The sequence below is a fragment of the Enterococcus sp. LJL90 genome (genome assembly GCF_056924355.1).
Genome location: NZ_JBXPBQ010000007.1, coordinates 23,658 through 46,209, shown reverse-complemented (window position 1 = coordinate 46,209; position 22,552 = coordinate 23,658). Strand labels below are relative to the sequence as shown.

Here is a 22,552-nt window from a genome sequence, read left to right as displayed (position 1 = left end):
AGTTCTTAGCTAACTTCTATAATTAAAAAAAACTGAAATAATTTGCAACATTTTAGTTGTTTAGATTAAAAAAATTTTGAAGAGGTTCTGACATTAGTTAAAACAGAGATGAACTTAACGGACAATATCTTGTGGGAAACACTAAATATTGTCAATTTGCGGCGAGGGCCTGCTGGATTACAGTCGCAGATATAATCTAGTTCGGGTTTACATCTGTTAAAAGACTAATGTCAGAGTCTCTTTTTTACTTTAGAACTCTGCAAAATTTTATTCAGAACTTTTTAAACTTCCCTAAGTTTTCCATGAAGCTTTAAAATTATGTTATAATCACAAAGAAATCTCAAAATGAAATGGAGAAGAGGCGTGTAATGTCATTTCAAATCAGTGACCTTCTCAGCTTAACTTATTGGCAGGATCTTTTTAGTGGCAATATCCTTACGTTAAGCTTTTGGATAAATATATTAGATATTTTAGTTGTCTGGTTTCTAGCTTACAAATTAATTGAGCTAGTACGAGGGACAAAAGCGGTACAGTTGATTCGCGGAGTAGCCCTTTTTATTTTAATCAGAATTCTTGCGGAGTTTATTGGTCTGCATACTTTGTCATGGCTGATGAACCATGTCATCACATATGGAGTGATTGCGGCTGTCGTGATTTTCCAACCGGAAGTTCGCCGAGGCTTAGAGCATTTAGGCCGGCAAACATTTTTCACGCAAACTAAAAAAAGTGAGCGGGAAGAAGAACGAGTTATATCGGCCTATGATAAAGCTATTCAATATATGGGTCGACGAAAAATCGGGGCCTTAATTAGTATTGAGCGCAATACCGGCTTAGATGAATACATCGAAACCGGCATTCCCTTAGATGCCGATATTAGCGGTGAGCTGTTGATTAATATTTTTATTCCGAACACTCCTTTGCATGACGGGGCTGTCATTGTTAAAAAGAATAAAATCGCAGTCGCCTCAGCCTATTTGCCGCTCTCTGAAAGTATGCTAATTCCAAAAGAGTATGGCACACGACATCGAGCTGCAATTGGCTTGAGTGAGGTCAGCGATGCATTGACGATCATTGTTTCAGAAGAAACCGGCCATGTCAGCATGGCGGTTAACAATGAATTTTTAACCGATTTAAGCCAAGAGGAATATCTGGTCGTGTTACATCAGTATTTGACTACTGAAGAGGAAACGACAAATATTCAAGGCTTGCGGGGCTTCTTCAATGACTTCTTTAAGTCAGGAGGGAAGCGCAAATGAAAAGATTAGTGAATTTCTGGCAGGATAAAAACTTAACCTATCGTTTGTTGGCCTTAGTTTTTGCCCTGATTTTATTTGTTAATGCAAACAATGATTCTCTACAAAGTATTTTTTATTCTCAAACCGATACCTATACCGAAACGGCTAGCAGTGTGCCGGTGGAACTGATTTATGATAGTGATGAGTATTATGTTTATGGCTATCAAAATACTGTGAGTGTTACCTTATCCAGTTTCAATCGAGTCCAATTAGATGCCGAATACAACGAAGATACTCGGAACTTTCAAGTCGTCGCTGATTTATCTGATTTAGGCGTAGGGACCCATGAGGTCAATCTGCGGACTCAAAATCTCAGCAGTGCGGTGTCGGCAACTTTAGAGACCACTAGTATTACCGTGACCATTGAAGAAAAAGTCACTCAAACCTTTGATGTCACGCCAACACTTTCCAGTTCGGCCTTAGCAGAAGGGTACACGTCAACACAAACCGCTTCACCGAGCTCCGTTGAAATTACGACAGGAGCGGATACTCTTGCCAGAATTGATCGAGTGATTGCTTTAGTGAGCCCGACGACAGCCCAAATGGAGAATTTTTCTCAAGATGCGGTTGTGACAGCCTTGGATAGTTCAGGAGAAACGTTAAGTATTTCAGCTAATCCTGACACGGTTTCCATTGCAATCGAAGTCACAGCACCAACCAAGGACGTGACCATTGAAGCCACTCAAGAGGGGGATTTGCCAGATAATGTTGAAAGTTATACAATTAGTCTTTCAACTGAGACGGCGACTATTAGTGGACCCCAATCAGTAATCAATAATATTGATGTCATTTCCTTGCCGATTGACATTTCCAATATTACCTCTGAAACAGTACAGACGGTTGCCCTTGGAACGGATGATTACACATCTAATCCAGAAAATGTCCGGGTAACAATCACACCAAATTTTAGTACCACAACTTCTAGTTCAAGTTCTAGTGGAGCAACAAATAATGGAGGAACGAGCAATGGTTCCTCCAGCAGTTCTTCATCTAGTTCATCCAGCTCCAGCAGTACGCAAACTAGCAGTACACTCAGCTCAGCGGAAACTAGTAGTGATGAAGTTGCAACATTAGACAGCGTTGGTTCGTAAAAAGAAGACAAGTAAGGAGATTCAAATTAAATGGGTAAATATTTTGGTACAGATGGAGTTAGAGGGATTGCCAACAAGGAGTTAACCCCTGAATTAGCATTTAAATTAGGTCGCTTTGGCGGTTATGTTTTAAGTCAGCACGAAGATTCTGAAAAACGTCCGCGGGTACTAGTTGGTCGTGACACAAGAATTTCTGGTCAAATGTTAGAGCAGGCTTTAGTCGCAGGTTTACTGTCTGTGGGAATCGAAGTTTTCCAATTAGGCGTTATTTCGACACCAGGGGTAGCTTATTTAACAAGAGTTCAAAAAGCTTCTGCAGGCGTTATGATTTCAGCTTCCCACAATCCTGCTGAAGACAATGGCATTAAATTTTTTGGAGCTGATGGCTTCAAATTAGTAGATGAACAAGAATTGGAAATTGAAGCATTGCTTGACGCAAAGGAAGACACCTTGCCTCGACCATCAGCTGCTGGTTTAGGTACCGTTGATGAATTTCCAGAGGGCTTATTGAAGTATTCACAATTTTTAGTGCAAAGTATTCCTGGTGATTTAGAAGCTATGCGGATTTGTATTGACGCAGCGAACGGCGCCACTTATTCAGCAGTTAATCGGGTCTTTGCTGACTTGGAAACTGATTTTTATACGATGGGTACCAAGCCTGACGGATTAAATATTAACGACGGCGTTGGCTCAACTCATCCAGAGGCTTTAGCAGCCTTTGTTCTAGAGAAAAAAGCCGATGTCGGGTTAGCCTTTGATGGCGATGGCGACCGGATTATTGCTGTTGACGAGTTAGGGAATATCGTTGATGGCGATAAAATTATGTATATCTGTGCCAAGTATCTAAAAGCCAACAATGCCTTGAAAAAAGATACGATTGTTACAACAGTCATGAGCAACTTAGGTTTCCATAAAGCAGTGGAAGCTGCTGGAATGCATGATGTTATCACGCAAGTCGGTGACCGTTATGTTGTCGAAGAAATGCGCAAAAATGATTATAATTTTGGTGGCGAACAATCCGGCCATATGATTTTCTTAGATTATAATACCACCGGTGATGGTATGCTTTCAGGCATTCAATTGTTAAATGTGATGAAGGAAACCGGCAAAAAATTATCCGAGTTGGCTAGTGAGGTCACCATCTATCCGCAGGAATTAGTAAATATTCGCGTCTCGAATAAAGACGGCGCTATGGAAGTACCAGCTATTAAAGCTGTGATTGAAGAAGCAGAAGCTGAGATGAATGGCGAAGGACGTATCCTAGTTCGGCCTTCAGGAACCGAACCATTACTAAGAGTGATGGCTGAGGCTCCGACCCATGAGCAAGTTGACTATTATGTTGAAAAAATTGCTAAAGTTGTCAGAGAAGAGATTGGCTTAGAAAACTAAAAATATCGGTGGCTCGCTTTATCGGGTTGACTTGCAGCTTTTCATTTTATAATGAAAACGGCTGAATTCAATCTGAAAAAGTGGGCTTTTTTTGTGAACAGAAAAAAATTTTTTAGTAAAAAAACGCGGAAGGGCTTTCGTTTTTTTTATTTCTCGTTATAATAAGGGTAACTTAAAAAGTAAAGGGGAATTGGAAATGACGCAAATTAGTTTATCCATTCATCAAAAAGACGGCAGTTTAAAACAGGGCAGGTTGGATCCAACAAGGGATTTTACTGATTTATTAGTAAGCAATCAGGATTTTGTGTACCTAGCCTCCAGTGATTTTATCTATCATGACGGGGATTACTTGGAGGTAACTGTTGACCAAGCAAATACTTTTCTAGTAATAAAATTTGATGAGACATTAGAATCTTCGCTGGTATTTGTGAAGGATAAAAAAATTGTTTATCCGATTCATTTGACTGAAAATGCAATCGAGTCACGGAGCGAGGCCCGCTTTTTAAACAAACGCCATTATTTAAGCGTTCGTAAGGCTACACCAGCTGAGATTGCCAGCTATCGAAATTGGGCTTTAAATACTCATGATCAGCATCAGTTTAACGGATCCTTTCCTCACGCCTCAGCAAATGTTGAAACTCGAAATGATGCAACTTTTTTTGCTTGCAATGCAATTGATGGCGTGTTTGCGAATCATTCCCATGGCTCGTATCCATATCAATCATGGGGAATTAACCAACAACTGGATGCCGCTCTGACGATTGATTTTGGCCGTCCAGTTGAAATCGACCAAATCACCTTGACTTTGAGAGCTGATTTTCCCCACGATAGTTATTGGCAACAGGTTACTTTAGCTTTTTCTGATGGCTCGAAGGAAATTATTCAGCTGAAGAAGACTGCTAGACCACAAAATTTTACGATATCTAAAAGAATTGTCGATAAAATTGTGATGGAGAATATGATTCAAGATACAGATCCGTCACCATTTCCTGCACTAACACAAATTGAAGTCTTTGGTCAAAATTCCGAAGTGAATTTTGAGGAATAAGCTATGAAAAATTATTTAGCTGAGGAAATCCTACAGGCTGCTCAAGAATATTTGGCAATCAAAGAGATTCCTTTTTTACCATTTTCAGGATATCAAGCTTATTTAGAGAAGGGGAATCGTCTAAATTTTGAGAAGCTTTATTTTGCCCGCAGACGCCAACTCGCTGTGATGGGTCTAGCCTGTACTCTTGCGCCACAAGCAGAAGCTTTGAATTTTTTGGAGCAAATCATTTGGGAAGTATGCAACGAGTATTCTTGGGCATTACCGGCGCATCTTTCGATTGCCAATCAGCAGTTTACTGAAGATGCGCCGCAATGTCTTGATTTATTCGCTGCAAAGACTGGCCAGGCATTGGCAGAAATCTACGAAAGAAATTATTCGGTCTTATCTCCAATGATAAAAAAACGCATCGAGTCTGAAATGCAACGCCGAATTTTTCAGCCCTTTTTGGCTCGTCCATGGGAATGGGAAGTTAAGGAAAACAATTGGAGTAGTGTAGTTGGTGGTTCTATTGGAATGGCAGCTTTAAGTATGCTGCCACCTGATTCTCCCCAGCTCAAGCGAATAGTCAGCCGCTTGGAACAGTCGATGCTTAGCTATTTAGCTGGCTTTGGAGAAGATGGGGTCTGTCAAGAAGGTGTCGGCTACTGGGGCTATGGTTTTGGCTACTATCTTTATTATGCAGTGCAACTGGCAGAACAACTAGGGGATCAACATTTACTGACGCCAAAGAAAGTCAGAAGGATTGCTGAGTTTCCTTATTTCACCCACGTAAATGAAAATAATTTTATTCCTTTTTCCGATTACACCACGTCATTCTTGCCTGATGGTTTATTGGCTTTTTGCCAAAACTATTTTAAAGTAGCGATTCCTAAGTTAAGCCAAAGGAATCATTTAGACGATGACCACTGCTACCGTTACGCTCATCTTTCCCGAAGCTTGTCCTGGAAAAGGGGCTCTGAACTGATGGAGGAAAAAAGTTTTACGTGTTATTTTTCAGATTCCCAATGGTTTATTAGTAAAAATTTGGAAGAAGCTGTTTTTTTTGCTGTAAAAGGTGGCAGAAATGATGAAAGTCATAATCAACTAGATATTGGTCACTTTGTTTTTGGGTCCGTGGCTGAAATGTTCTTAACGGATTTAGGGGCCGGTGAGTATACCCAGGCCTACTTCGATGAGGCAACTCGCTATCAAATCAAACCTAATGATGCTTTATCCCATTCGTTGCCGATAATTAACGGCGAGGTTCAAAAGGCTGGGAAGTTTACGGCTGAACTTATTGAAAACTCAGAGGATCTTTGCTTTGAACTAGCAGAGACGTATCAAGACCCTGAGCTAGTCAGTTTTCAGCGACAGTATTCACAAAAAGGTCGACAATTATTGCTGTCAGATTCCTTTGTGTTTGCCAATGAGTCTAACAAAAATACTGTCAAAGAAAATTTTATTACGCTGTATTATCCACATGTCTCAGGGCGAAAAATTCAACTTTGCGGCGAGCAGACTTACTGTTTAATTGAAGTTGAATCTGATGACATCACTATCCATGAAGAAAGCTTTCTCAATCATAATGGGGAAGCATCAATATTTTACCGAATCTCTGTTAATTATCAGCAGTTGCCCGCAAAGGTTTCACTCAAACATTTTGTAACGATTAAAAGACCATGAAAAAATTTTTTTGAAAGTAAAAAGCTTGTAATTAAGGAAGTAGTTTAACCTTCCTTTATTACAAGCTCTTTTTTTAGTCTGACTGAACTTTTAAGGTAATTCTATAAATTTTACTAAATTTCATTTTTTTCTAGGATAGCTCGTTGATTGACGGACAACTAATTCAGTACTTAAAAAGACCCTTTGAGCCACAGTTGGATTCGTTATTCGCTGATTTAACAAGTCGACTCCAGCAGCCCCCATCTCCTCTGTGAAGGCATGAACTGTTGAAAGTGGTGGACTAACGTATTGGGAGATGGATAAATCGTTAATTCCCATTACGCTGATGTCTTCTGGCACTTTGATATTGTGCCGGTTTAAAGTATGGATGACTCCGATAGCAAAGGCGTCATTCGCTGCCAAAATAGCAGTTGGTAAATCAGCTTGCCATCGTTGTAAAGCTTCTTCCGTTAAAGCTTCCCCCGTTTTCACATCTAATACACTTTCTTCTTCAATAATAAAATATTTCTCTTTATATAAGCTGTAATGATGCATCATGTCTAAATAAGTGTTTGTCGTCGGGGTTTTATAAGGTCGATAGCCGTAAAGATTTTTGCTTTCTTCCGCCCCGATAAAAGCAATCTCCTGATGGCCCAACGAAAACAGATGATTCAATGCCAACTCAGTTGCTTGAGCAAAGTCAGTATTAATTGAATCATAGTCCTCGAGAGGGAAATTGCTACCAATAACACATAGATTAGCATGGAGTGCATTAATCTTTTTGACAGATTCCTGAGTGAATTTGCCAATTGCTAAAAGCCCATCAATCCCCTGGAGGCTCTGTTCTTCTAGGTTAGAAACTTTGACAACATTATAACCTAATTCTGCGGCGCGTTTTTCAACTCCAAAACGAATCGCCATATAGTAGATATCATCTAACTCTTCATGATCAGCTCGCCATTGGATAATCGCAAGCGACTGCTCTTTTTTTTCAGGAATTTTAACAGCTACAGAAACCTTAGGTGTCGGCGGTTTAATTTTCATTTTTTGTTTGTTTTTGTATTTTGTATAATTCAGATTCTCAGCCGCTTCAAAAATTTTGCGTTTGGTTTCTTCTGTAACAGATAAAGTCGTATCATAGTTCAGAACCCTTGAGACTGTTGAAATTGAAACATCAGCTGCTTTGGCAATATCAGTAATTGTAGCCAAAATAATCCCTCCTCATCCAGTTTTTGCTGATAGTGATTCGTCAGCATCATCTTAGCTACTAGTATAGCTTCTTTTTAGTAAAAAAATCAAGATTAAACGTGATTGAGAAAAATTTTTATTTTTTTACCAAAAAACTATTGATTTTTTTCCTAAAAAAATATATCATAGTGTCATAGAAAGCGGTTACTCGTTGAGGAGGGCTGGTTAAAATGAAAAATAAATTGTTATTTTTACTTTTTTTATCTGGTGTGTTTTTCTTAGCTGCCTGTCAAGCTGGGAACGCAGCCGAATCTGAAACTATTGAGAATTTTAGTAATAATGCGGTATCAGGTCTGAAAGAAACCGCTAAATTTTTTTCTAATGAAGACTATCAAGCAGGGGACGTCCCTTTGAACGAGTATATAAAAATGAATGGCGTCATCACAAAGACGGATGGGAATCCTGACGAGATTCAAAATGGTGATCGGTTGATGATTGAAAATGATGGCGTTCAATATCAAGTATTTAACCAGCAGGCGACACCATTAAAAATTGGCGATACCATTACAGTATACGGTGAATATTACGGCTTCATTAAAGGTACTTTAATCGAAATTGAAGGAGAATAAAGCATGATTAACCCTCGAATAAGAAATAATCCTTTTGAAACTTATCAAAATGTTGCAGAAGGCTTTAAAGATTTGATGCAACCACTTGATACTTTTTTTGATGATAATCTGGCTGGCCAGTTGCCACTTGGCAGTCATGGCACAGTCTATTTTGAAAAGACGCGAAATGCGGAGGCTTTTCTAAGGCCATTGTGGGGGCTAGGACCTTATTTGACGCAAAATGACAGTCCGTATTTAGCGAAATTTATGACAGGGATTGCGGCCGGTACTGATCCCGATAATCCGAATTACTGGGGCCAGATTCGTGACTATGATCAACTTATTGTTGAGATGGCCTCTTTAAGCAGTTTTCTACTATTAAATAAGGCTAAAACTTGGGACTGCCTAACGCAACAGCAACAAAATAATTTACATGCTTGGCTGATTCAAGTCAACGACCACTCAATTCCTAAAAATAATTGGTATTTTTTCCGTGTTTTAGTCAATGTTGCAATGAAAAAATTCGGTATGAGTTTTTCGCAACAACAGATTGAAGCGGATTTAGCCTATTGCGATTCCTTTTATGTGGGCAAGGGTTGGTATTATGACGGGGTAAATACCCAATATGACTACTATATCTCCTTTGCGATTCATTATTACAGTTTATTGTATACCGTGTATGAACCAGAAGATTCTCGCAATGAAATTTTCAAGGAACGGGCTATCGAGTTTGCTCAATCCTTTAAACACTGGTTTGATTCTGATGGTGAGGCCTTACCCTTTGGCCGAAGCCTCACCTATCGTTTCTCGCAAGTTTCGTTTTTCAGCGCTTTAGTTTTCGCGAATGTTGAGGCGCTACCATGGGGAGAAATCAAAGGGCTGATTAGTCGGCATATGCACAATTGGCTGACTAAGGAAATATTTACCCCGGAAGGTCTATTATCTGTTGGTTATCATTATCAAAATTTAGTCTTTGCCGAAGGATATAATGGGCCAGGTTCACCCTACTGGGCGTTTAAAACTTTTCTTATACTGGCGGTGCCGCAAAGCCATCCTTATTGGCAGGTGGAGGTTTTACCATTAAATCTTCAAGACCGTCAATTGGCTGTTGAGGAAAGCCGTAATTTTTACCAACATAATCAAGCAGGAAATCATCTTTTAGCCTTTCCGGCTGGTCAATTCGTCAATTATCAAGTACATCCACAAGCGAAATATAGCAAGTTTGTCTATTCAAGCAAATTTGGATTCAGCACGCCGAAAAGCAATTATTGGTATTACGAAGGTGGCTTTGATAGTATTTTGGCCCTCGCAGAAGATGATCACTATTTCAGAACGAAAAGTTTGGATGTCTCTTATGAAATTTTATCTGATCGGATTATTCATCAGTGGCAACCCTGGGAGGATGTTCAGATAAAGTCGACCATTATTCCATTGGAAAATTGCCATCTCAGAATTCATGAAATCGAGAATGCTCGCAAGTTATACGCTTACGAAGGAGGTTTTTCAACGCCGATGGAAGACCCTGAGCTACCTCAAGGAACAGCTAAAAAAATTATAGTTGAAAACTCTATTGGCACTTCTGAAATTGAAAGTATTTATGGCTTTGAAGAAGCAGCTGTAGTTAGATGTGAACCAAACACGAATCTTCTTTATCCATTAACAGTTTTGCCATATTTAAAAACTCAATTGGCTCCCGGAACACATCTTTTAGTTTCATTGGTTTCTGGTAGATTATCTGGGGAAGAAATTCCAGAAACAAGCGTTACTGTAAATCAAACAACTATTCAAGTTTCTCAAGGAGAGACTGAACTAACAGTAAAAATATAGGGGGATTTTGAATAATATGGAAGTCATCAAGGAACTACAACAATTAACTTGGCTTCCGGAGCAGACGGCGTTTGTTTTGGGAAAAGTTAGAAAGAATTTATTGGATTTTAAAGAGCTGGTACCGCCTGCCGCCAGTCAGAATTTAATTTATCAGCCTGAGGAAAACACTGATTGGACAGCAAGTTTCTGGCCAGGGATGCTTTTTTTAAGTAAGGAGCTAACCGCTTCAAATGATTTTGATGAGGTGATTTTCAGTCAGATGGCCTCCTTCGCCAACCGTTTAGAAAAACAAATTGGTTTAGAAACACATGATATCGGTTTTCTATATTCTTTGACGGCGGTTGCGGATTACCGAGTGAACGGGAATCAACAATCTAAAGAAATGGCGATTCAAGCGGCTGATTTACTGATGAAACGCTATTCACCTAAGGCTCAAATTATCCAAGCCTGGGGTGATTTAGATGATCCTCAGCAGCGGGGGAGGATGATTATTGACTGCTTAATGAATTTACCTTTACTCTATTTTGCTTCGAATATGACTGGTGATGATCGCTATCGACAAGCCGCCTATGCTCATGCCAAGCAGACGCAAAAGTATATCGTTAGGCCAAATCATACAACCTTTCATACTTATTATTTTGATGTTGAAACAGGTCAGCCGATTGGTGGCAAAACACAGCAGGGCTATTCAGATGATTCTTGCTGGGCTCGCGGGCAAGCTTGGGGGATTTATGGTTTCACCTTAAGTTTTATACATACCGGTGATACTAGTTTTCTTGAGACGGCGAAGGATGTGGCAGATTACTTTATCAAGGAGCTACCGGCCGATAAAATCAGCTACTGGGATTTGATTTTTAATGATGGCAGTGGTGAGGAACGAGATAGCTCGGCAGCAGCAATTGCAGCCTGCGGACTATTAGAGTTATCGCGGCAATTGCCGTTAAGTGACGAAAAACATAGCGAGTACGAAATGGTGGCCTTGGAAATTCTAGCTTCCTTAGCCGAGCATTATACAACAGCAGCTACTCCCCAGTCTAATGGGATTTTATTGCATGGAGTGTATGATAAAAAAACAGATTATGGTGTAGATGAATGCATGATTTGGGGGGACTACTACTATTTAGAAGCCCTGATGCGTTTGAATCAAAGCTGGTATTCTTATTGGTAATTAAGGGAGTCAACCCTTAAAAAATAAAATAAAATTTTGGAGGTATTACAAATGAAATTGTGGAAATTAGGTTTGACGGCAGCTAGTATTGTCGCTGCTGCAGCAATAATGACGGCCTGCGGTAATTCAGGAGATTCTGGTAGTAGCAGCTCTGACAGTTCTGGTGGGGATGGACAGACTACATTAAAGATTACAACTTGGGATTATGAAACGACGCCTGAATTTAAAGCTTTATTTGAAGCTTTTGAAGCAGAAAATCCAGATATTACGATTGAACCAGTCGATATTGCCTCAAGCGATTATGATACAAAATTAACCACAATGCTTTCATCTGGTGACACCACAGATATTTTGACTATGAAAAATCTGTTGTCTTATGGAAATTATGCTTACCGAGACCAATTGATGGACTTGACAGATCATATTTCTTCTTTAGATATAGAGCCTGCTCAAGAATCCTATGACATGTATGAAGTGAATGGTAAAACTTACGCTCAACCTTACCGGACTGACTTCTGGGTATTGTATTACAATAAAACTTTGTTTGATGAGGCTGGTATTGATTATCCAGAAAACATTACCTGGGATGAATACCAAGATTTAGCGGCACAATTAACCAATAGCGATGCAGGTGTTTACGGAGCGTATCAACATACTTGGCGTTCAACAATTCAAGCGATTGCTCAAGTGCAAAATGACGGTGACTTGATGGATCCATCTGATTACAGCTATATGGCGCCTTATTATGATCGGGCGTTAGCAATGCAAGAAGCTGGTTCACAAATGGACTATGGTACTGCTAAAACGACAAAGGTTACTTACTCTTCTCAATTTGAAGAAAGTAAAGCAGCAATGATGTATATGGGAACTTGGTATACCGCTGGTTTATTAAGCCGAGTAGCTTCAGGTGAAACAGATGTTCAATGGGGAATTGCCCAAATGCCTCAATTAGAAAAAGGCGATGATACTACTACTTTCGGTTCACCAACGGCCTTTGCTATCAATAAAAATGCCGATCATGCCGATGCTGCCCAAAAATTTATCGACTTTGCAACTGGAGAAGAAGGTGCGAAAGTCTTAGCTGGTATCGGAGTCGTTCCTTCTTACCGGACAGATGCAATCAATGACATTTATTTTGGTCTTGATGGCATGCCAACGGATGACGAAGCACAAAAGGCTTACAATCCAGGAACAATCGGCATTGAATTTCCAGTGGCTGAAGATGGTGCTGCCGTAGATAAAATCTTGACTGAAGAACATGAATTAATCATGGTTGGCGATGAATCTGTTGAAGATGGTATCGGCAATATGGAAAGTCGTGTTAGCAACGAATTGGAATAGGTACAATCAGAGGTAAAAATTGTCGGAACGATGACAGACAATAAAGAGCCGCAATGAACTAAATAGTTTAGCTTCGTTGCGGTTCTTTTTGTCATCGAACTGTACATAGAGGAAGGGGGCAGGTTGTGATTGGAAACTCAGTCAAGAACTTTTTAATCACAGTCTGGGAATTATGGAGATTAAAAAAAAGAAGGCAAACAAACTGCAAATAAAGCAAACGTTGACTGCCTGGTCTTTCATCGGACCGAACTTCATTGGATTTTTTATATTTAATTTGATTCCAGTTATTTTTTCTTTAATTTTAGCGTTTACTGAATGGGATTCATTTTCTACACCGGAATTTAACGGTATTGATAACTTTGTCAAGATGGTTGGCGATGATACCTTTTGGATTTCCCTTAAAAATACTTTTTTATACACGATTGGTGTAGTACCGTTGACCCTAGTCTGTTCGTTGGGGTTAGCACTTTTATTGAATAAGAAAGTGCGGGGAATGAAGATTTTTAGAACTGCCTTCTTCTTTCCTTATGTCACTTCATTAGTTGCTATTGCGGTTGTTTGGAACATGCTCTTTCATCCGACGATGGGACCAATCAATCAATTTTTAAGATTGTTCATTGAAAACCCTCCCGGCTGGACATCCAGTTCTGACTGGGCACTCTTCTCCATCGTGATTGTGAGTGTATGGCGCTTTATGGGGTATTATATGATACTTTATTTAGCTGGGCTGCAAAGTGTACCGCGGGAATTATACGAAGCTGCCTCCATCGATGGTGCAAGCAAATGGAAGCAATTTTTAAATGTTACACTACCATCTTTACGACCAACGACCTTCTTTGTCACTATCATGTTAGTCATCAACTGTTTCAAAGTCTTTGACTTAGTTCAAGTAATGACAGAAGGTGGCCCAGGGCGTGCAACCAACGTTTTAGTTTATGAGATTTATAACGAAGCCTTTGTGAAATATAATTTTGGTTATGCATCAGCTATTGCAATGATTCTTTTTGTCATTGTATTGTCGATTACGGTAATTCAGTTTAAGTGGAACCAACGTCAAGAAAGAGTATAGGAGGGATGACATGGAAGCTTCGATTCACGATAAAAAAAGCAAGACCAAAAAGAAAAAAGAAAAATTAACAGTTAAAAGCATCCTTCTTATAGTTCTGCTGACCTTGTTGGCCTTGATTACGCTAATTCCATTTATTTGGATGTTGTCAGCATCCTTTAAAACCAATGCTGCCGTTTTTTCAGTGCCGATGGAATGGATTCCAAAGGAGTGGCATCCGGAGAACTACTTGGCCATTTGGGAGCGTATTCCGCTTTTAACCTTTTTTAAAAATACTGCATTTTTGAGTATAGTGATTACCTTGATTCAGTTATTCACCTCAAGTTTTGCAGCATACGGCTTTTCGAAAATGAATTTTAAAGGCCGTGATACGTTATTCTTAGCATATATTGCCACAATTGCAGTACCTTGGCAGTCTTATATGATTCCGCAATTTATTATGATGCGGCAGCTACATTTAACGGACACGCTGTGGGCGCTTGTCTTATTGCAAGCCTTTAATGCTTTTGGTGTTTTCTTATTAAAACAATATTATTCAAGCATTCCAGATTCACTTAGTGAAAGTGCCCGTATTGACGGTCTGAGCGAGTGGGGAATATATCGTAAGATTATCTTACCATTGACTAAGCCAGCCTTGGCCTCTCTAACGATTATCACTTTTGTTAATACCTGGAATGATTATATGGGGCCGTTTATCTATTTAAGCAAAACGGAAAATAAAACCATTCAGTTAGGGTTAAAAATGTTTGTTGGGCTCTTTGATACAGAATACGCTTTGATTATGGCGGCTTCTGTAATCTCAATATTGCCAGTTGCCATCGTCTTTTTAGCGATGCAAAAATACTTTGTTGAAGGTATTGCCACTTCAGGTATGAAAAATTAGCTTTAACTTAAAGGAGGAATTGGAATGTTTAAAAAGCAATCCTTTGAAAATAATATCTATATGAAAATCTTTCGCTGGGTGTACATCCTGCTGATTGGCAATCTCTTGTTTTCACTGGTGAATATTCCGTTCTTCTTTGCTGCCGTTTGTCTAGCCTTAGATGTTCGCAATATTCCTCTCTTTGCTTTGAGTCTTTTGTTTGTTGGTCCGGCTACCATTGCTTTGTTGCATCTGATTGATCGCTTTAAAGAAGAGAAGGACGTTGAACCAGTCAAAGAATTTTTTAAAGGTTTTCGCAAATTGGGAATAAAGGGCTTAATCTTTTGGCTAATTGGTTGGTTTGGGATAATTATCGGCGTGACGGATATGATTTTCTTTGCTGAAATTCCTCAGGGGCAATGGTTGATACCTTTTTTCATCCTTTTGGTGACAGTGGCATTAGCCATCACGATTAACAGCTGGTATTTTCAAGTTCGCAATCCCAACTCCCCCTTTAAAGATGTATTACGGATGGCCAGCTATTTTGCTCTGAGAAAATGGTACGTCAGTATCGTCAATGTCATTTTGTTTGCGCTGATTTTTGTTTTAATGTTGTTAAAGCCGCAATTTGGTTTTATTTTGACTCCCGCTCTTTTTATGGGAATTATCTATCTGAATGCAACACAGCTTCACAAAGTTAAGAATGCTACATCAAATAATTAAAGCATTTAGACTGACATAGAAATGGGATGGAAATTGAAAGATGGAAGAGTGGCGATCATTCTACCATCTTTTTTTGTAAAATATGAAAGTCGGAAATGAGGAAAATAGAATGACGGAAGAATTTCTCCGACCTAAACCAATTCAAGAGTGGGCTGAAGCTACTCTTGCGAAAATTGATTTAAAATTATCAGCGGCTCTTCAGCGGAATGCGGGAAAAATTCCTTATGTTGCAGAAGATGGTCAGTATGATGATATGAACAAAAAAAATATTGCCTGGTGGACCAATGGGTTTTATGCCGGAGAATTGTGGCAGCTGTTTCAAGCTACAAAAAATCCCTCTTACAAGGAAGCAGCTGAGGAGAGTGAGCTGCTGTTAGATCGGGCTTTTGTTGAATTTGATGGGCTGCACCATGATGTTGGCTTTATGTGGTTGCATACCGCCGTAGCAAATTATAAGATGACCGGCAATCCAGTAGCTTGGCGGCGTGGTCTGCATGCTGCCAGTCTTTTAATGGCACGCTTCAATTTAAATGGCAAATTTTTAAGGGCTTGGAATGGGGAGAGTTACGGCTGGGCGATTATCGATAGTCTAATGAATATCCCAATTCTTTACTGGGCTTCTGAGGAAACAGGAGACCCTCGTTTTTGTCAGATTGCCATGGCTCATGGAGATAATTTATTGGAAAATCTAGTCCGAGCAGATGGTTCCGTAGGGCATATTGCCAGTTTTGATCCTGAAACGGGTGCCTTCATCGAACAAATCGGTGGTCAAGGCTTTGCCGCCGATTCCGCATGGAGTCGTGGACAAGCGTGGGCCCTCTATGGCTATGCCTTGAGTTATCATCACACAAAAGAAATCAGATACTTAGCCGCTGCCAAAAAAATTGCCAACTTCTTTATTGCCAATGTGAGCCAAAGTAACTATTTGACTCTGGTCGACTTCAAAGCACCTTATGAAAAATTAAAGTATGATGCTAGTGCAGGACTCTGCGCTGCTTGTGGAATGTTAGAGCTTGTAAATTGGCTGCCGGAATATGAAGGTAGGCTTTATCAACAAGCGGCAGAAAAAATCTTACTTGCTACTACTGAAAAATGGGCGGACTTTCAACCGGAGACTGATGGCATCATCACAGGAACAAGCCATTCGTTTCATCAAGTTGCTGAAACGCAAGTACCTATTATTTATGGAGATTATTTTTTTGTTGAAGGAATATTACGTCTTTTAAAGAGAGAGGCACTTTTATGGTAGCGAAAATTTTTTCCCACACCACACTGCTAGATTTTTTTCATAGTTTAGAGAAACCAACCCATCAATATCGGCAGCCGGGAAACGGCCGTTTGAATTTTGGTAGTTCAGGAACTCACTATGACCAAAACCAGATTGAGGCGGAAGGCTTTTTAAGACTGCTTTGGGGTGTGGGGCCACTTGCTGGTGCAGGTGTTCTATCTGAGGGGGACTTTGCCTATTATCGAGAGGCTATTTTGCATAGCGTTGATCCAAAAAATCCTGCTTATTGGGGAGAAGTTCAAGATTATGATCAACTGATTGTTGAGATGGCCGCACTAGCAGTTACTCTGATTGAAACCAAAAATATCTTTTGGGACACGCTAACCTCAACGGAACAACAGCAACTTTACAATTGGCTTAATCAAGTGAACCAAGTCCAAGTCCATCCTAATAATTGGCGTTTTTTTCGGCTGTTAGTCAATGTCGCCTTTTTTAAGTTGGATCAACCGTTTTCTAAAGAATGGGTAAGGGAAGACAAGGAGCTTTTAGACGAATTTTACTTGTCTGAAGGTTGGTATTTTGACGGTACACCACAGCAAATGGACTATTACATTCCTTGGGCTTTTCATTATTATGGCCTGTTGTACGCCCATTATATGAAGGAGGAGGACCCTGAGTTCAGTCAAAAATACCGTCAGCGGGCTACTCTCTTTGCGCAAACCTTTAAGTACTGGTTTTCCGAAGATGGCTCAGCTATTCCCTTTGGCCGCAGCTTGATTTATCGTTTTGCTCAAGGTGCCTTTTGGTCAGCTTGCGTTTATACAAACACGGAGGTCTTGCCATGGAATCAAATCAGGAAAATACTTCTTGAGCATTTTTCCTTCTGGCAGGAGCAAACAATTCAAAAAAAAGATGGAATTTTAAGCATTGGTTATACCTATGAAAATTTTTATATGGCAGAACGTTACAATAGCCCCGGATCACCCTTTTGGTCCTTCAAAGCGTTTCTGCTTTTAGCAGTTCCTGACACGCATCCTTTTTGGCAGACGAGAGCAAAAAAACCGGAGTTGGCAAAAAAAATCTTGATTTCGCCAGCTAAAATGGTTCTGACAAATCAACAAGGGCAAAACTTACAGCTATTTCCTGTTGACCAGTTTTCCAAACAAACTCACGGAAGTGATAAATATAGTAAGCTAGCCTACAGCAGCCTTTTTGGATTTAGTGTTGGAAAGGGAAGTGTTGGGCTCGAACAAACGGCTAGTGATAGCTGCTTAGCGGTAGCCGAAGCCGGAACAGATTTTTTTGTCAGCAAACAGCGAACAGAAAGTTATCAAGTTAATGAAAAGTTTCTTCAACAGAGCTGGCAGCCGCTGCCTGGAGTTAAGATCGACACTTTTGTGATTCCGTTAAGTGATTGGCACCTTCGTTATCATAAGATTACAACGGAGCGAAAGCTCAAAGTTGCCGATAACGGCTTTAGTAATAAAATTCATAATGGACATCCAGCGGACTATCATTTTGAAACTTTCGACAAAGGGTTAGCTTTCCAATCAGAAATCGGTTGGACAGCCAGTCTATTTTATTTTGGGTACGAAAAAATTGTTGCTGTATTTCCAGAACCAAATACCAATGTTTTATTTCCCAATAGCTTTTTCTTCAGTTGCCAAGGAGAAGTATCAGAGGGGACGCACTCTTTACTAAGCGGTCATTACGGGGGCTTAACTCCAATTACTGATGTGCCGCAAGTATCAGCAGTAGAGTCAAGTCGTGAGCTAATGATTCAGTATCAAAACCAGAAAATATTTTTGCCAATATAAAAAAGTGATGCGCTTTGAACTGGCGCATCACTTTTTATTGTTTGTCTAAGGCTGTTTTCCGATGTAGGCTAAAATCCCACCGTCAACATATAAAATATGTCCATTCACAAAATCAGAGGCAGCTGAGGCTAAGAAGACAGCTGGCCCGGCCAAGTCAACAGGTTCACCCCAGCGAGCAGCCGGTGTCCGCCCAATGATAAATTGATCAAAGGGGTGGCGATCACCATTAGCTTGTTTTTCTCTTAAAGGAGCAGTTTGCGGTGTGGCAATATAACCAGGTCCAATGCCATTACATTGGATATTGTATTGGCCGTATTCAGATGCAATATTTTTAGTTAGCATCTTCAAACCGCCTTTTGCTGCTGCATAGGCACTGACAGTTTCGCGTCCTAACTCACTCATCATAGAGCAAATATTGATGATTTTACCGCCGCCTTTTTCAATCATATCAGGAATAACTGCTTTTGACATGATGAAAGGTGCATTTAAGTCAACGTCAATAACTTGTCGAAAATCTTCTGCAGACATCTCAGTCATCGGGATGCGCTTGATGATGCCGGCGTTATTAACTAAAATATCAATCGAACCGACTTCTTCTTTGATTTGTAAAACCATCTCTTGAACAGCAGGTTCATCTGTTACATCACAAACATAACCTTTAGCGTCAATTCCAATTTCTTGATAAGCTGCTAAACCTTGATCCACAGATTCTTGAGTTAAATTGTTAAAGACAATTGTTGCGCCGGCTGCCGCTAACGAGCGAGCAATTTCAAAGCCAATACCGTAGACTGCACCAGTAATTAACGCTACTTTCCCGTCTAAACGGAACATATCCATATTAAAATCCATTTTTTCTCCTCATTTCTTTTCGATTATTTATTTTAATTCGGCCATCGGTACCATATCCATATCGGTATAGGTGATGTTTTCACCACACATTGCCCAGATAAAGCTATAATTACTTGTGCCGACACCTGTGTGAATTGACCAGCTAGGTGAAATGATGGCTTGTCCTTCATCCACCACTAAATGCTTAGTTTCATCTGGCTTACCCATCATGTGGAAAATCCGGGTATCTTCATTATTAAAATCAAAATAAACATAAGCTTCCATCCGACGTTCATGAGTATGGCAAGGCATGGTGTTCCATGAACTACCTTCTGCTAAAATCGTGTAACCCATTTGCAGTTGACAGCTGTCACAAACATTTGGATGAATGTATTGATAAATTTTTCTTTCATTCAAGGTCTTACCTTCGCCAGTTTCCATTGGGACCACTTGATCAATCGAAATTTTTACATTTGGATATTTGTGATGAGCAGGTGTGCTGCTAATGTAAAATTTGGCTGGATTTGCAGGATTTTCTGATGAAAAAATGACATGTCGACTTTCTTTACCGATATAGTAACCATCTTGTTTTTTCATCGGTTCTTTGTTGCCATCAATTTCAATAAATCCAGGGCCACCAATATTGATAACACCCAATTCGCGACGCTCTAAGAAATAATCAACACCTAATTCTTTATCCAAAACAATTTCAAGAGGTGTTTCGGTAGGGACAACACCACCAAAAATCATTCGATCATTGTGGGTATAGGTTAAGCTGATTTCTCCTGGCACAAAAACTCTCTCAACTAAAAATTCATCTCTTAATTGCTCAGTCGAAAAGTGACGAATATCAGAGGGGCTGTGGGTGTAGCGGGTTTCCATGTTTTGCATGTGTAATCTCTCCATTCTTTTTTTGTCAGCGGACTATTTTTCCGGAACCAGCGGCTAGGAAGTTGCTGACTTCTGTTTCAGTAAATTGATTGCAGTCTCCATGAATTGTGTGCTTTAAAGCTGATGCTGCGGTTGCAAAACTGATAATATTTTGCGGTTGCCAGTTACTTAATAGACCGTGAATCACACCACCGGCAAAGGCATCACCACCACCGACCCGGTCAACAATTGGACTTATTTCATGGAGTTGTGATTCATAATATTTATTTTCAATAAAGAGGGTCCCAATCAATAAATTGGTACTTGCCGATTGGACAGTTCTTTTTGTTGAATATATTAGGTGAATATTCGGGTACATTTTTTTGATTTCTTGGTAATAATACAATAAATCGTTTTCTGTGTTTTCAGGGCTGGCAGGAATTCCAAGCAGATGCAATGCGTCTAGTTTACCGGCTGATAAATAATCGACATAAGGTAAAATTTGCTGAAGGACAATGCTAGCTTGAGCTTGTGTCCACAATTTCCCCCGGTAATTAATATCAAAGCTGATTTTACAACCTTTTTCTCGGGCCTCCTTAATTAGTGATAGCGTCAACAATTGCCAGGTAGGGGAAAGCGCAGGTGTAATGCCGGAAATGTGAAAAATTTCTACTCCATCGAACAAAGCATCAGTATCCCACTCAATCGCTTTCATTTCAGCAAAACTTGAACCAACTCGATCATAAATGACCGCAGCAGCTCGTTCACCGATGCCGGTCTCCATATAATAAGTGCCCAAACGTGGGCCGCCTTTTAGTAAAAAGGCGGTATTGACGCCAAATTTTCGCAAATGCTGACTCACGGCTGTACCTAAACTATTGTCTGGAACTTTACTGGCATAAGCCACTTGGTGCCCATAATTCGCTAAAGAAATCGCCACATTTGCTTCACCACCACCATAATGGGCTGCTAGCTGTTTGCTGTCTGTTAAACGAATTCCTTCTGTGGAAGACAAGCGCAACATAATTTCACCTAGGGTAACAATTTTTGCCATTAATTTGCTCCCCTGATTTCTGCTAGTTTTGCAGCATACTGTTTAGCAATTTCTGTGACCTTTTCAAAGTTTCCAAGGGCTGCAGGTGCCAATAAATTACCGCCAACACCAACGGCTACAACACCCGCTTTAAACCAATCGGCCATATTTTCTAAACTAACTCCGCCAGTCGGCATGATATTTAATTGCGGCATAGGCGCTTTGAAAGCTGAAATAATGCTTGGTCCATAAGCACTGCCTGGGAAAAGTTTTACAATATCGGCTCCTGACTTCAAGGCAGCTTGCATTTCGGTAATTGTCATGCAACCTGGTAAGTAAGGAATTTGATACAAGTTACAAATTTCTGCAGTTGCTTGATCAAAAGCCGGACTAACAATATATTGCGCGCCCGCTAAAATAGCTTGACGTGCGGTAATCGCATCCAAAACTGTTCCAGCACCAATCACAATCTCTGGATTATCGCCATATGAGGAAACTAAATCAGAAATCGCTTGGTCAGCTTGTGGGACCGTATAAGTCAGTTCAATGCCTTTAATGCCACCATCAATAATCGCCCGGCTGGCTTGAAGAGCTTCATCCTGACTTTTCTCTCGGACAACTGCAATAACTCCAGCCGCCGCTAAATTCGACAAAATAGTAACCCGTTTCATCTAATCCCTCTTTTCTTATTTGGAAATTCATATTTATTTATAGGAAACTATAAATTGATTATACGATATTTTCAAAAAATATCAAGAGTGAAAAGGCTTTTATTGCATAATATTCTCAATTTGTTCTTTTGTTTGCTTCACATCTTTGATTAATTTATCAATTAGTTTTGGGGTAGTACGATACTTAGGCATGCTAACACTAAAGGCCCCAATAACTTTTTGATCTTGAACTATTGAAGCTCCAATGCAAAAAATTTCTTTCTCCATTTCTTCGTTATCAAAAGCAATTTTTAAATGATGAGCTTCGGCAATTTCATTGGCCAACTTGATAGAATTGGTAATGGTATTTTCAGTAAAAGGCACTAAGGGGTGGCTAGCCAAATAGTCTTCGTATTGTTCGTGAGAAAATTCTGCTAAGACTGCTTTGCCCATCGCTGAACTATAAAGAGGTCGTGCTATCCCGACTCTGGAAGACATTGTGATGGCTTGATTTTTTGGTTCCAACTTATTAATGTAAACAATTTCTTGATTGCTAAGGATACCCAAGTGGATGGTTTCGTCAATTTGTTCTTGTAAGGCCTCTAAAAAAGGTTGTGTCAGTTCAATCAAATTAGTCTGCTCTAAACTTTTGTTCGCATAACGGGCTAATTTTGTACCCAAACGATAAGTTTTATCGGGGGTTTTCTGAACGTAACCAATTTTCCCTAAAGTTTCTAAAATTTTAAGGGCTGTGGAATTAGTTAAGGTTGTTCCTTTAGCAATTTCTTGTAAGTTTGCGTCACTATTGTCTACTAAGAAATCTAATATAAAAGAAGCTTTGATTAAGACTGTGCCATAAGGTTTATTGTTTTCCAT

At 39.8% G+C, this 22,552-nt stretch carries 20 protein-coding genes; 14 read left to right on the top strand and 6 right to left on the bottom strand.

From position 1 onward, the window contains the following. The first annotated feature begins 368 nt into the window (after positions 1–368). The 5 genes from cdaA to AC1Z3S_RS14625 all read left to right on the top strand — a co-directional run bounded on the left by cdaA (position 369) and on the right by AC1Z3S_RS14625 (position 6,488). Positions 369–1,256: a diadenylate cyclase CdaA gene (gene cdaA / locus AC1Z3S_RS14645; protein WP_461736767.1), complete on the top strand. Its 888-nt coding sequence runs from the start codon at positions 369–371 to the stop codon at positions 1,254–1,256. Next, positions 1,253–2,386, top strand: a complete 1,134-nt coding sequence (locus AC1Z3S_RS14640; RefSeq protein WP_461740974.1) for a CdaR family protein — start codon at positions 1,253–1,255, stop codon at positions 2,384–2,386. Before cdaA ends, AC1Z3S_RS14640 begins: the two co-directional genes overlap by 4 nt. Before the next feature lie 30 nt (positions 2,387–2,416). Beyond that, a complete protein-coding gene (gene glmM, locus AC1Z3S_RS14635; RefSeq protein WP_461740973.1) occupies positions 2,417–3,775 on the top strand; it encodes a phosphoglucosamine mutase in 1,359 nt (452 codons plus the stop codon). A gap of 196 nt (positions 3,776–3,971) precedes the next feature. Further along, entirely contained in the window at positions 3,972–4,823 is an 852-nt protein-coding gene (locus AC1Z3S_RS14630; RefSeq protein WP_461740972.1) for a hypothetical protein, read from the top strand. 3 nt (positions 4,824–4,826) lie between these two features. Beyond that, a complete protein-coding gene (locus AC1Z3S_RS14625) occupies positions 4,827–6,488 on the top strand; it encodes a hypothetical protein (RefSeq protein ID WP_461740971.1) in 1,662 nt (553 codons plus the stop codon). A gap of 120 nt (positions 6,489–6,608) precedes the next feature. Here AC1Z3S_RS14625 and AC1Z3S_RS14620 read toward each other — a convergent pair whose 3' ends face one another. After that, on the bottom strand, positions 6,609–7,676 hold the full coding sequence (locus tag AC1Z3S_RS14620; protein WP_461740970.1) for a LacI family DNA-binding transcriptional regulator: 1,068 nt from the start codon (positions 7,674–7,676) through the stop codon (positions 6,609–6,611). Between the two features lie 209 nt (positions 7,677–7,885). Between AC1Z3S_RS14620 and AC1Z3S_RS14615 the strand changes: the two genes are divergently transcribed. The 9 genes from AC1Z3S_RS14615 to AC1Z3S_RS14575 all read left to right on the top strand — a co-directional run bounded on the left by AC1Z3S_RS14615 (position 7,886) and on the right by AC1Z3S_RS14575 (position 18,295). Further along, on the top strand, positions 7,886–8,284 hold the full coding sequence (locus AC1Z3S_RS14615) for a hypothetical protein (protein WP_461740969.1): 399 nt from the start codon (positions 7,886–7,888) through the stop codon (positions 8,282–8,284). A gap of 3 nt (positions 8,285–8,287) precedes the next feature. Beyond that, positions 8,288–10,090 (top strand): DUF2264 domain-containing protein, encoded by a 1,803-nt coding sequence (locus tag AC1Z3S_RS14610; RefSeq protein ID WP_461740968.1) that lies wholly within the window; start codon positions 8,288–8,290, stop codon positions 10,088–10,090. Between the two features lie 16 nt (positions 10,091–10,106). Continuing rightward, on the top strand, positions 10,107–11,258 hold the full coding sequence (locus tag AC1Z3S_RS14605) for a glycoside hydrolase family 88 protein (RefSeq protein ID WP_461740967.1): 1,152 nt from the start codon (positions 10,107–10,109) through the stop codon (positions 11,256–11,258). A gap of 51 nt (positions 11,259–11,309) precedes the next feature. Continuing rightward, positions 11,310–12,599, top strand: coding sequence for an ABC transporter substrate-binding protein (locus AC1Z3S_RS14600; RefSeq protein WP_461740966.1), 1,290 nt, complete (start codon positions 11,310–11,312; stop codon positions 12,597–12,599). Positions 12,600–12,771: 172 nt separating this feature from the next. Beyond that, positions 12,772–13,668, top strand: coding sequence for a carbohydrate ABC transporter permease (locus tag AC1Z3S_RS14595; RefSeq protein WP_461740965.1), 897 nt, complete (start codon positions 12,772–12,774; stop codon positions 13,666–13,668). A gap of 139 nt (positions 13,669–13,807) precedes the next feature. Continuing rightward, a complete protein-coding gene (locus AC1Z3S_RS14590) occupies positions 13,808–14,548 on the top strand; it encodes a carbohydrate ABC transporter permease (protein ID WP_461741066.1) in 741 nt (246 codons plus the stop codon). 24 nt (positions 14,549–14,572) lie between these two features. After that, on the top strand, positions 14,573–15,250 hold the full coding sequence (locus AC1Z3S_RS14585; RefSeq protein ID WP_461740964.1) for a DUF624 domain-containing protein: 678 nt from the start codon (positions 14,573–14,575) through the stop codon (positions 15,248–15,250). A gap of 109 nt (positions 15,251–15,359) precedes the next feature. Further along, positions 15,360–16,499 carry a glycoside hydrolase family 88 protein gene (locus tag AC1Z3S_RS14580; RefSeq protein WP_461740963.1) on the top strand — a complete coding sequence of 380 codons (1,140 nt, stop codon included), beginning with the start codon at positions 15,360–15,362 and terminating at the stop codon, positions 16,497–16,499. Beyond that, on the top strand, positions 16,493–18,295 hold the full coding sequence (locus AC1Z3S_RS14575) for a DUF2264 domain-containing protein (RefSeq protein WP_461740962.1): 1,803 nt from the start codon (positions 16,493–16,495) through the stop codon (positions 18,293–18,295). Before AC1Z3S_RS14580 ends, AC1Z3S_RS14575 begins: the two co-directional genes overlap by 7 nt. A 45-nt stretch (positions 18,296–18,340) precedes the next feature. On the opposite strand, the gene AC1Z3S_RS14570 is transcribed toward AC1Z3S_RS14575, so the two are convergent. From AC1Z3S_RS14570 to AC1Z3S_RS14550, 5 genes are all read right to left on the bottom strand, one after another. Next, positions 18,341–19,144, bottom strand: a complete 804-nt coding sequence (locus tag AC1Z3S_RS14570) for a gluconate 5-dehydrogenase (RefSeq protein WP_461740961.1) — start codon at positions 19,142–19,144, stop codon at positions 18,341–18,343. 27 nt (positions 19,145–19,171) lie between these two features. Then, the gene (gene kduI / locus AC1Z3S_RS14565) at positions 19,172–20,014 is read right to left on the bottom strand and encodes a 5-dehydro-4-deoxy-D-glucuronate isomerase (protein ID WP_461740960.1); all 843 of its coding nucleotides are present in this window, start codon (positions 20,012–20,014) and stop codon (positions 19,172–19,174) included. A 25-nt stretch (positions 20,015–20,039) separates the two neighbouring features. Then, positions 20,040–21,047 (bottom strand): PfkB family carbohydrate kinase, encoded by a 1,008-nt coding sequence (locus AC1Z3S_RS14560; RefSeq protein WP_461740959.1) that lies wholly within the window; start codon positions 21,045–21,047, stop codon positions 20,040–20,042. Further along, positions 21,047–21,697, bottom strand: a complete 651-nt coding sequence (locus AC1Z3S_RS14555) for a bifunctional 4-hydroxy-2-oxoglutarate aldolase/2-dehydro-3-deoxy-phosphogluconate aldolase (RefSeq protein ID WP_461740958.1) — start codon at positions 21,695–21,697, stop codon at positions 21,047–21,049. Before AC1Z3S_RS14555 ends, AC1Z3S_RS14560 begins: the two co-directional genes overlap by 1 nt. Before the next feature lie 99 nt (positions 21,698–21,796). Next, on the bottom strand, positions 21,797–22,552 hold the full coding sequence (locus AC1Z3S_RS14550) for an IclR family transcriptional regulator (RefSeq protein ID WP_461740957.1): 756 nt from the start codon (positions 22,550–22,552) through the stop codon (positions 21,797–21,799).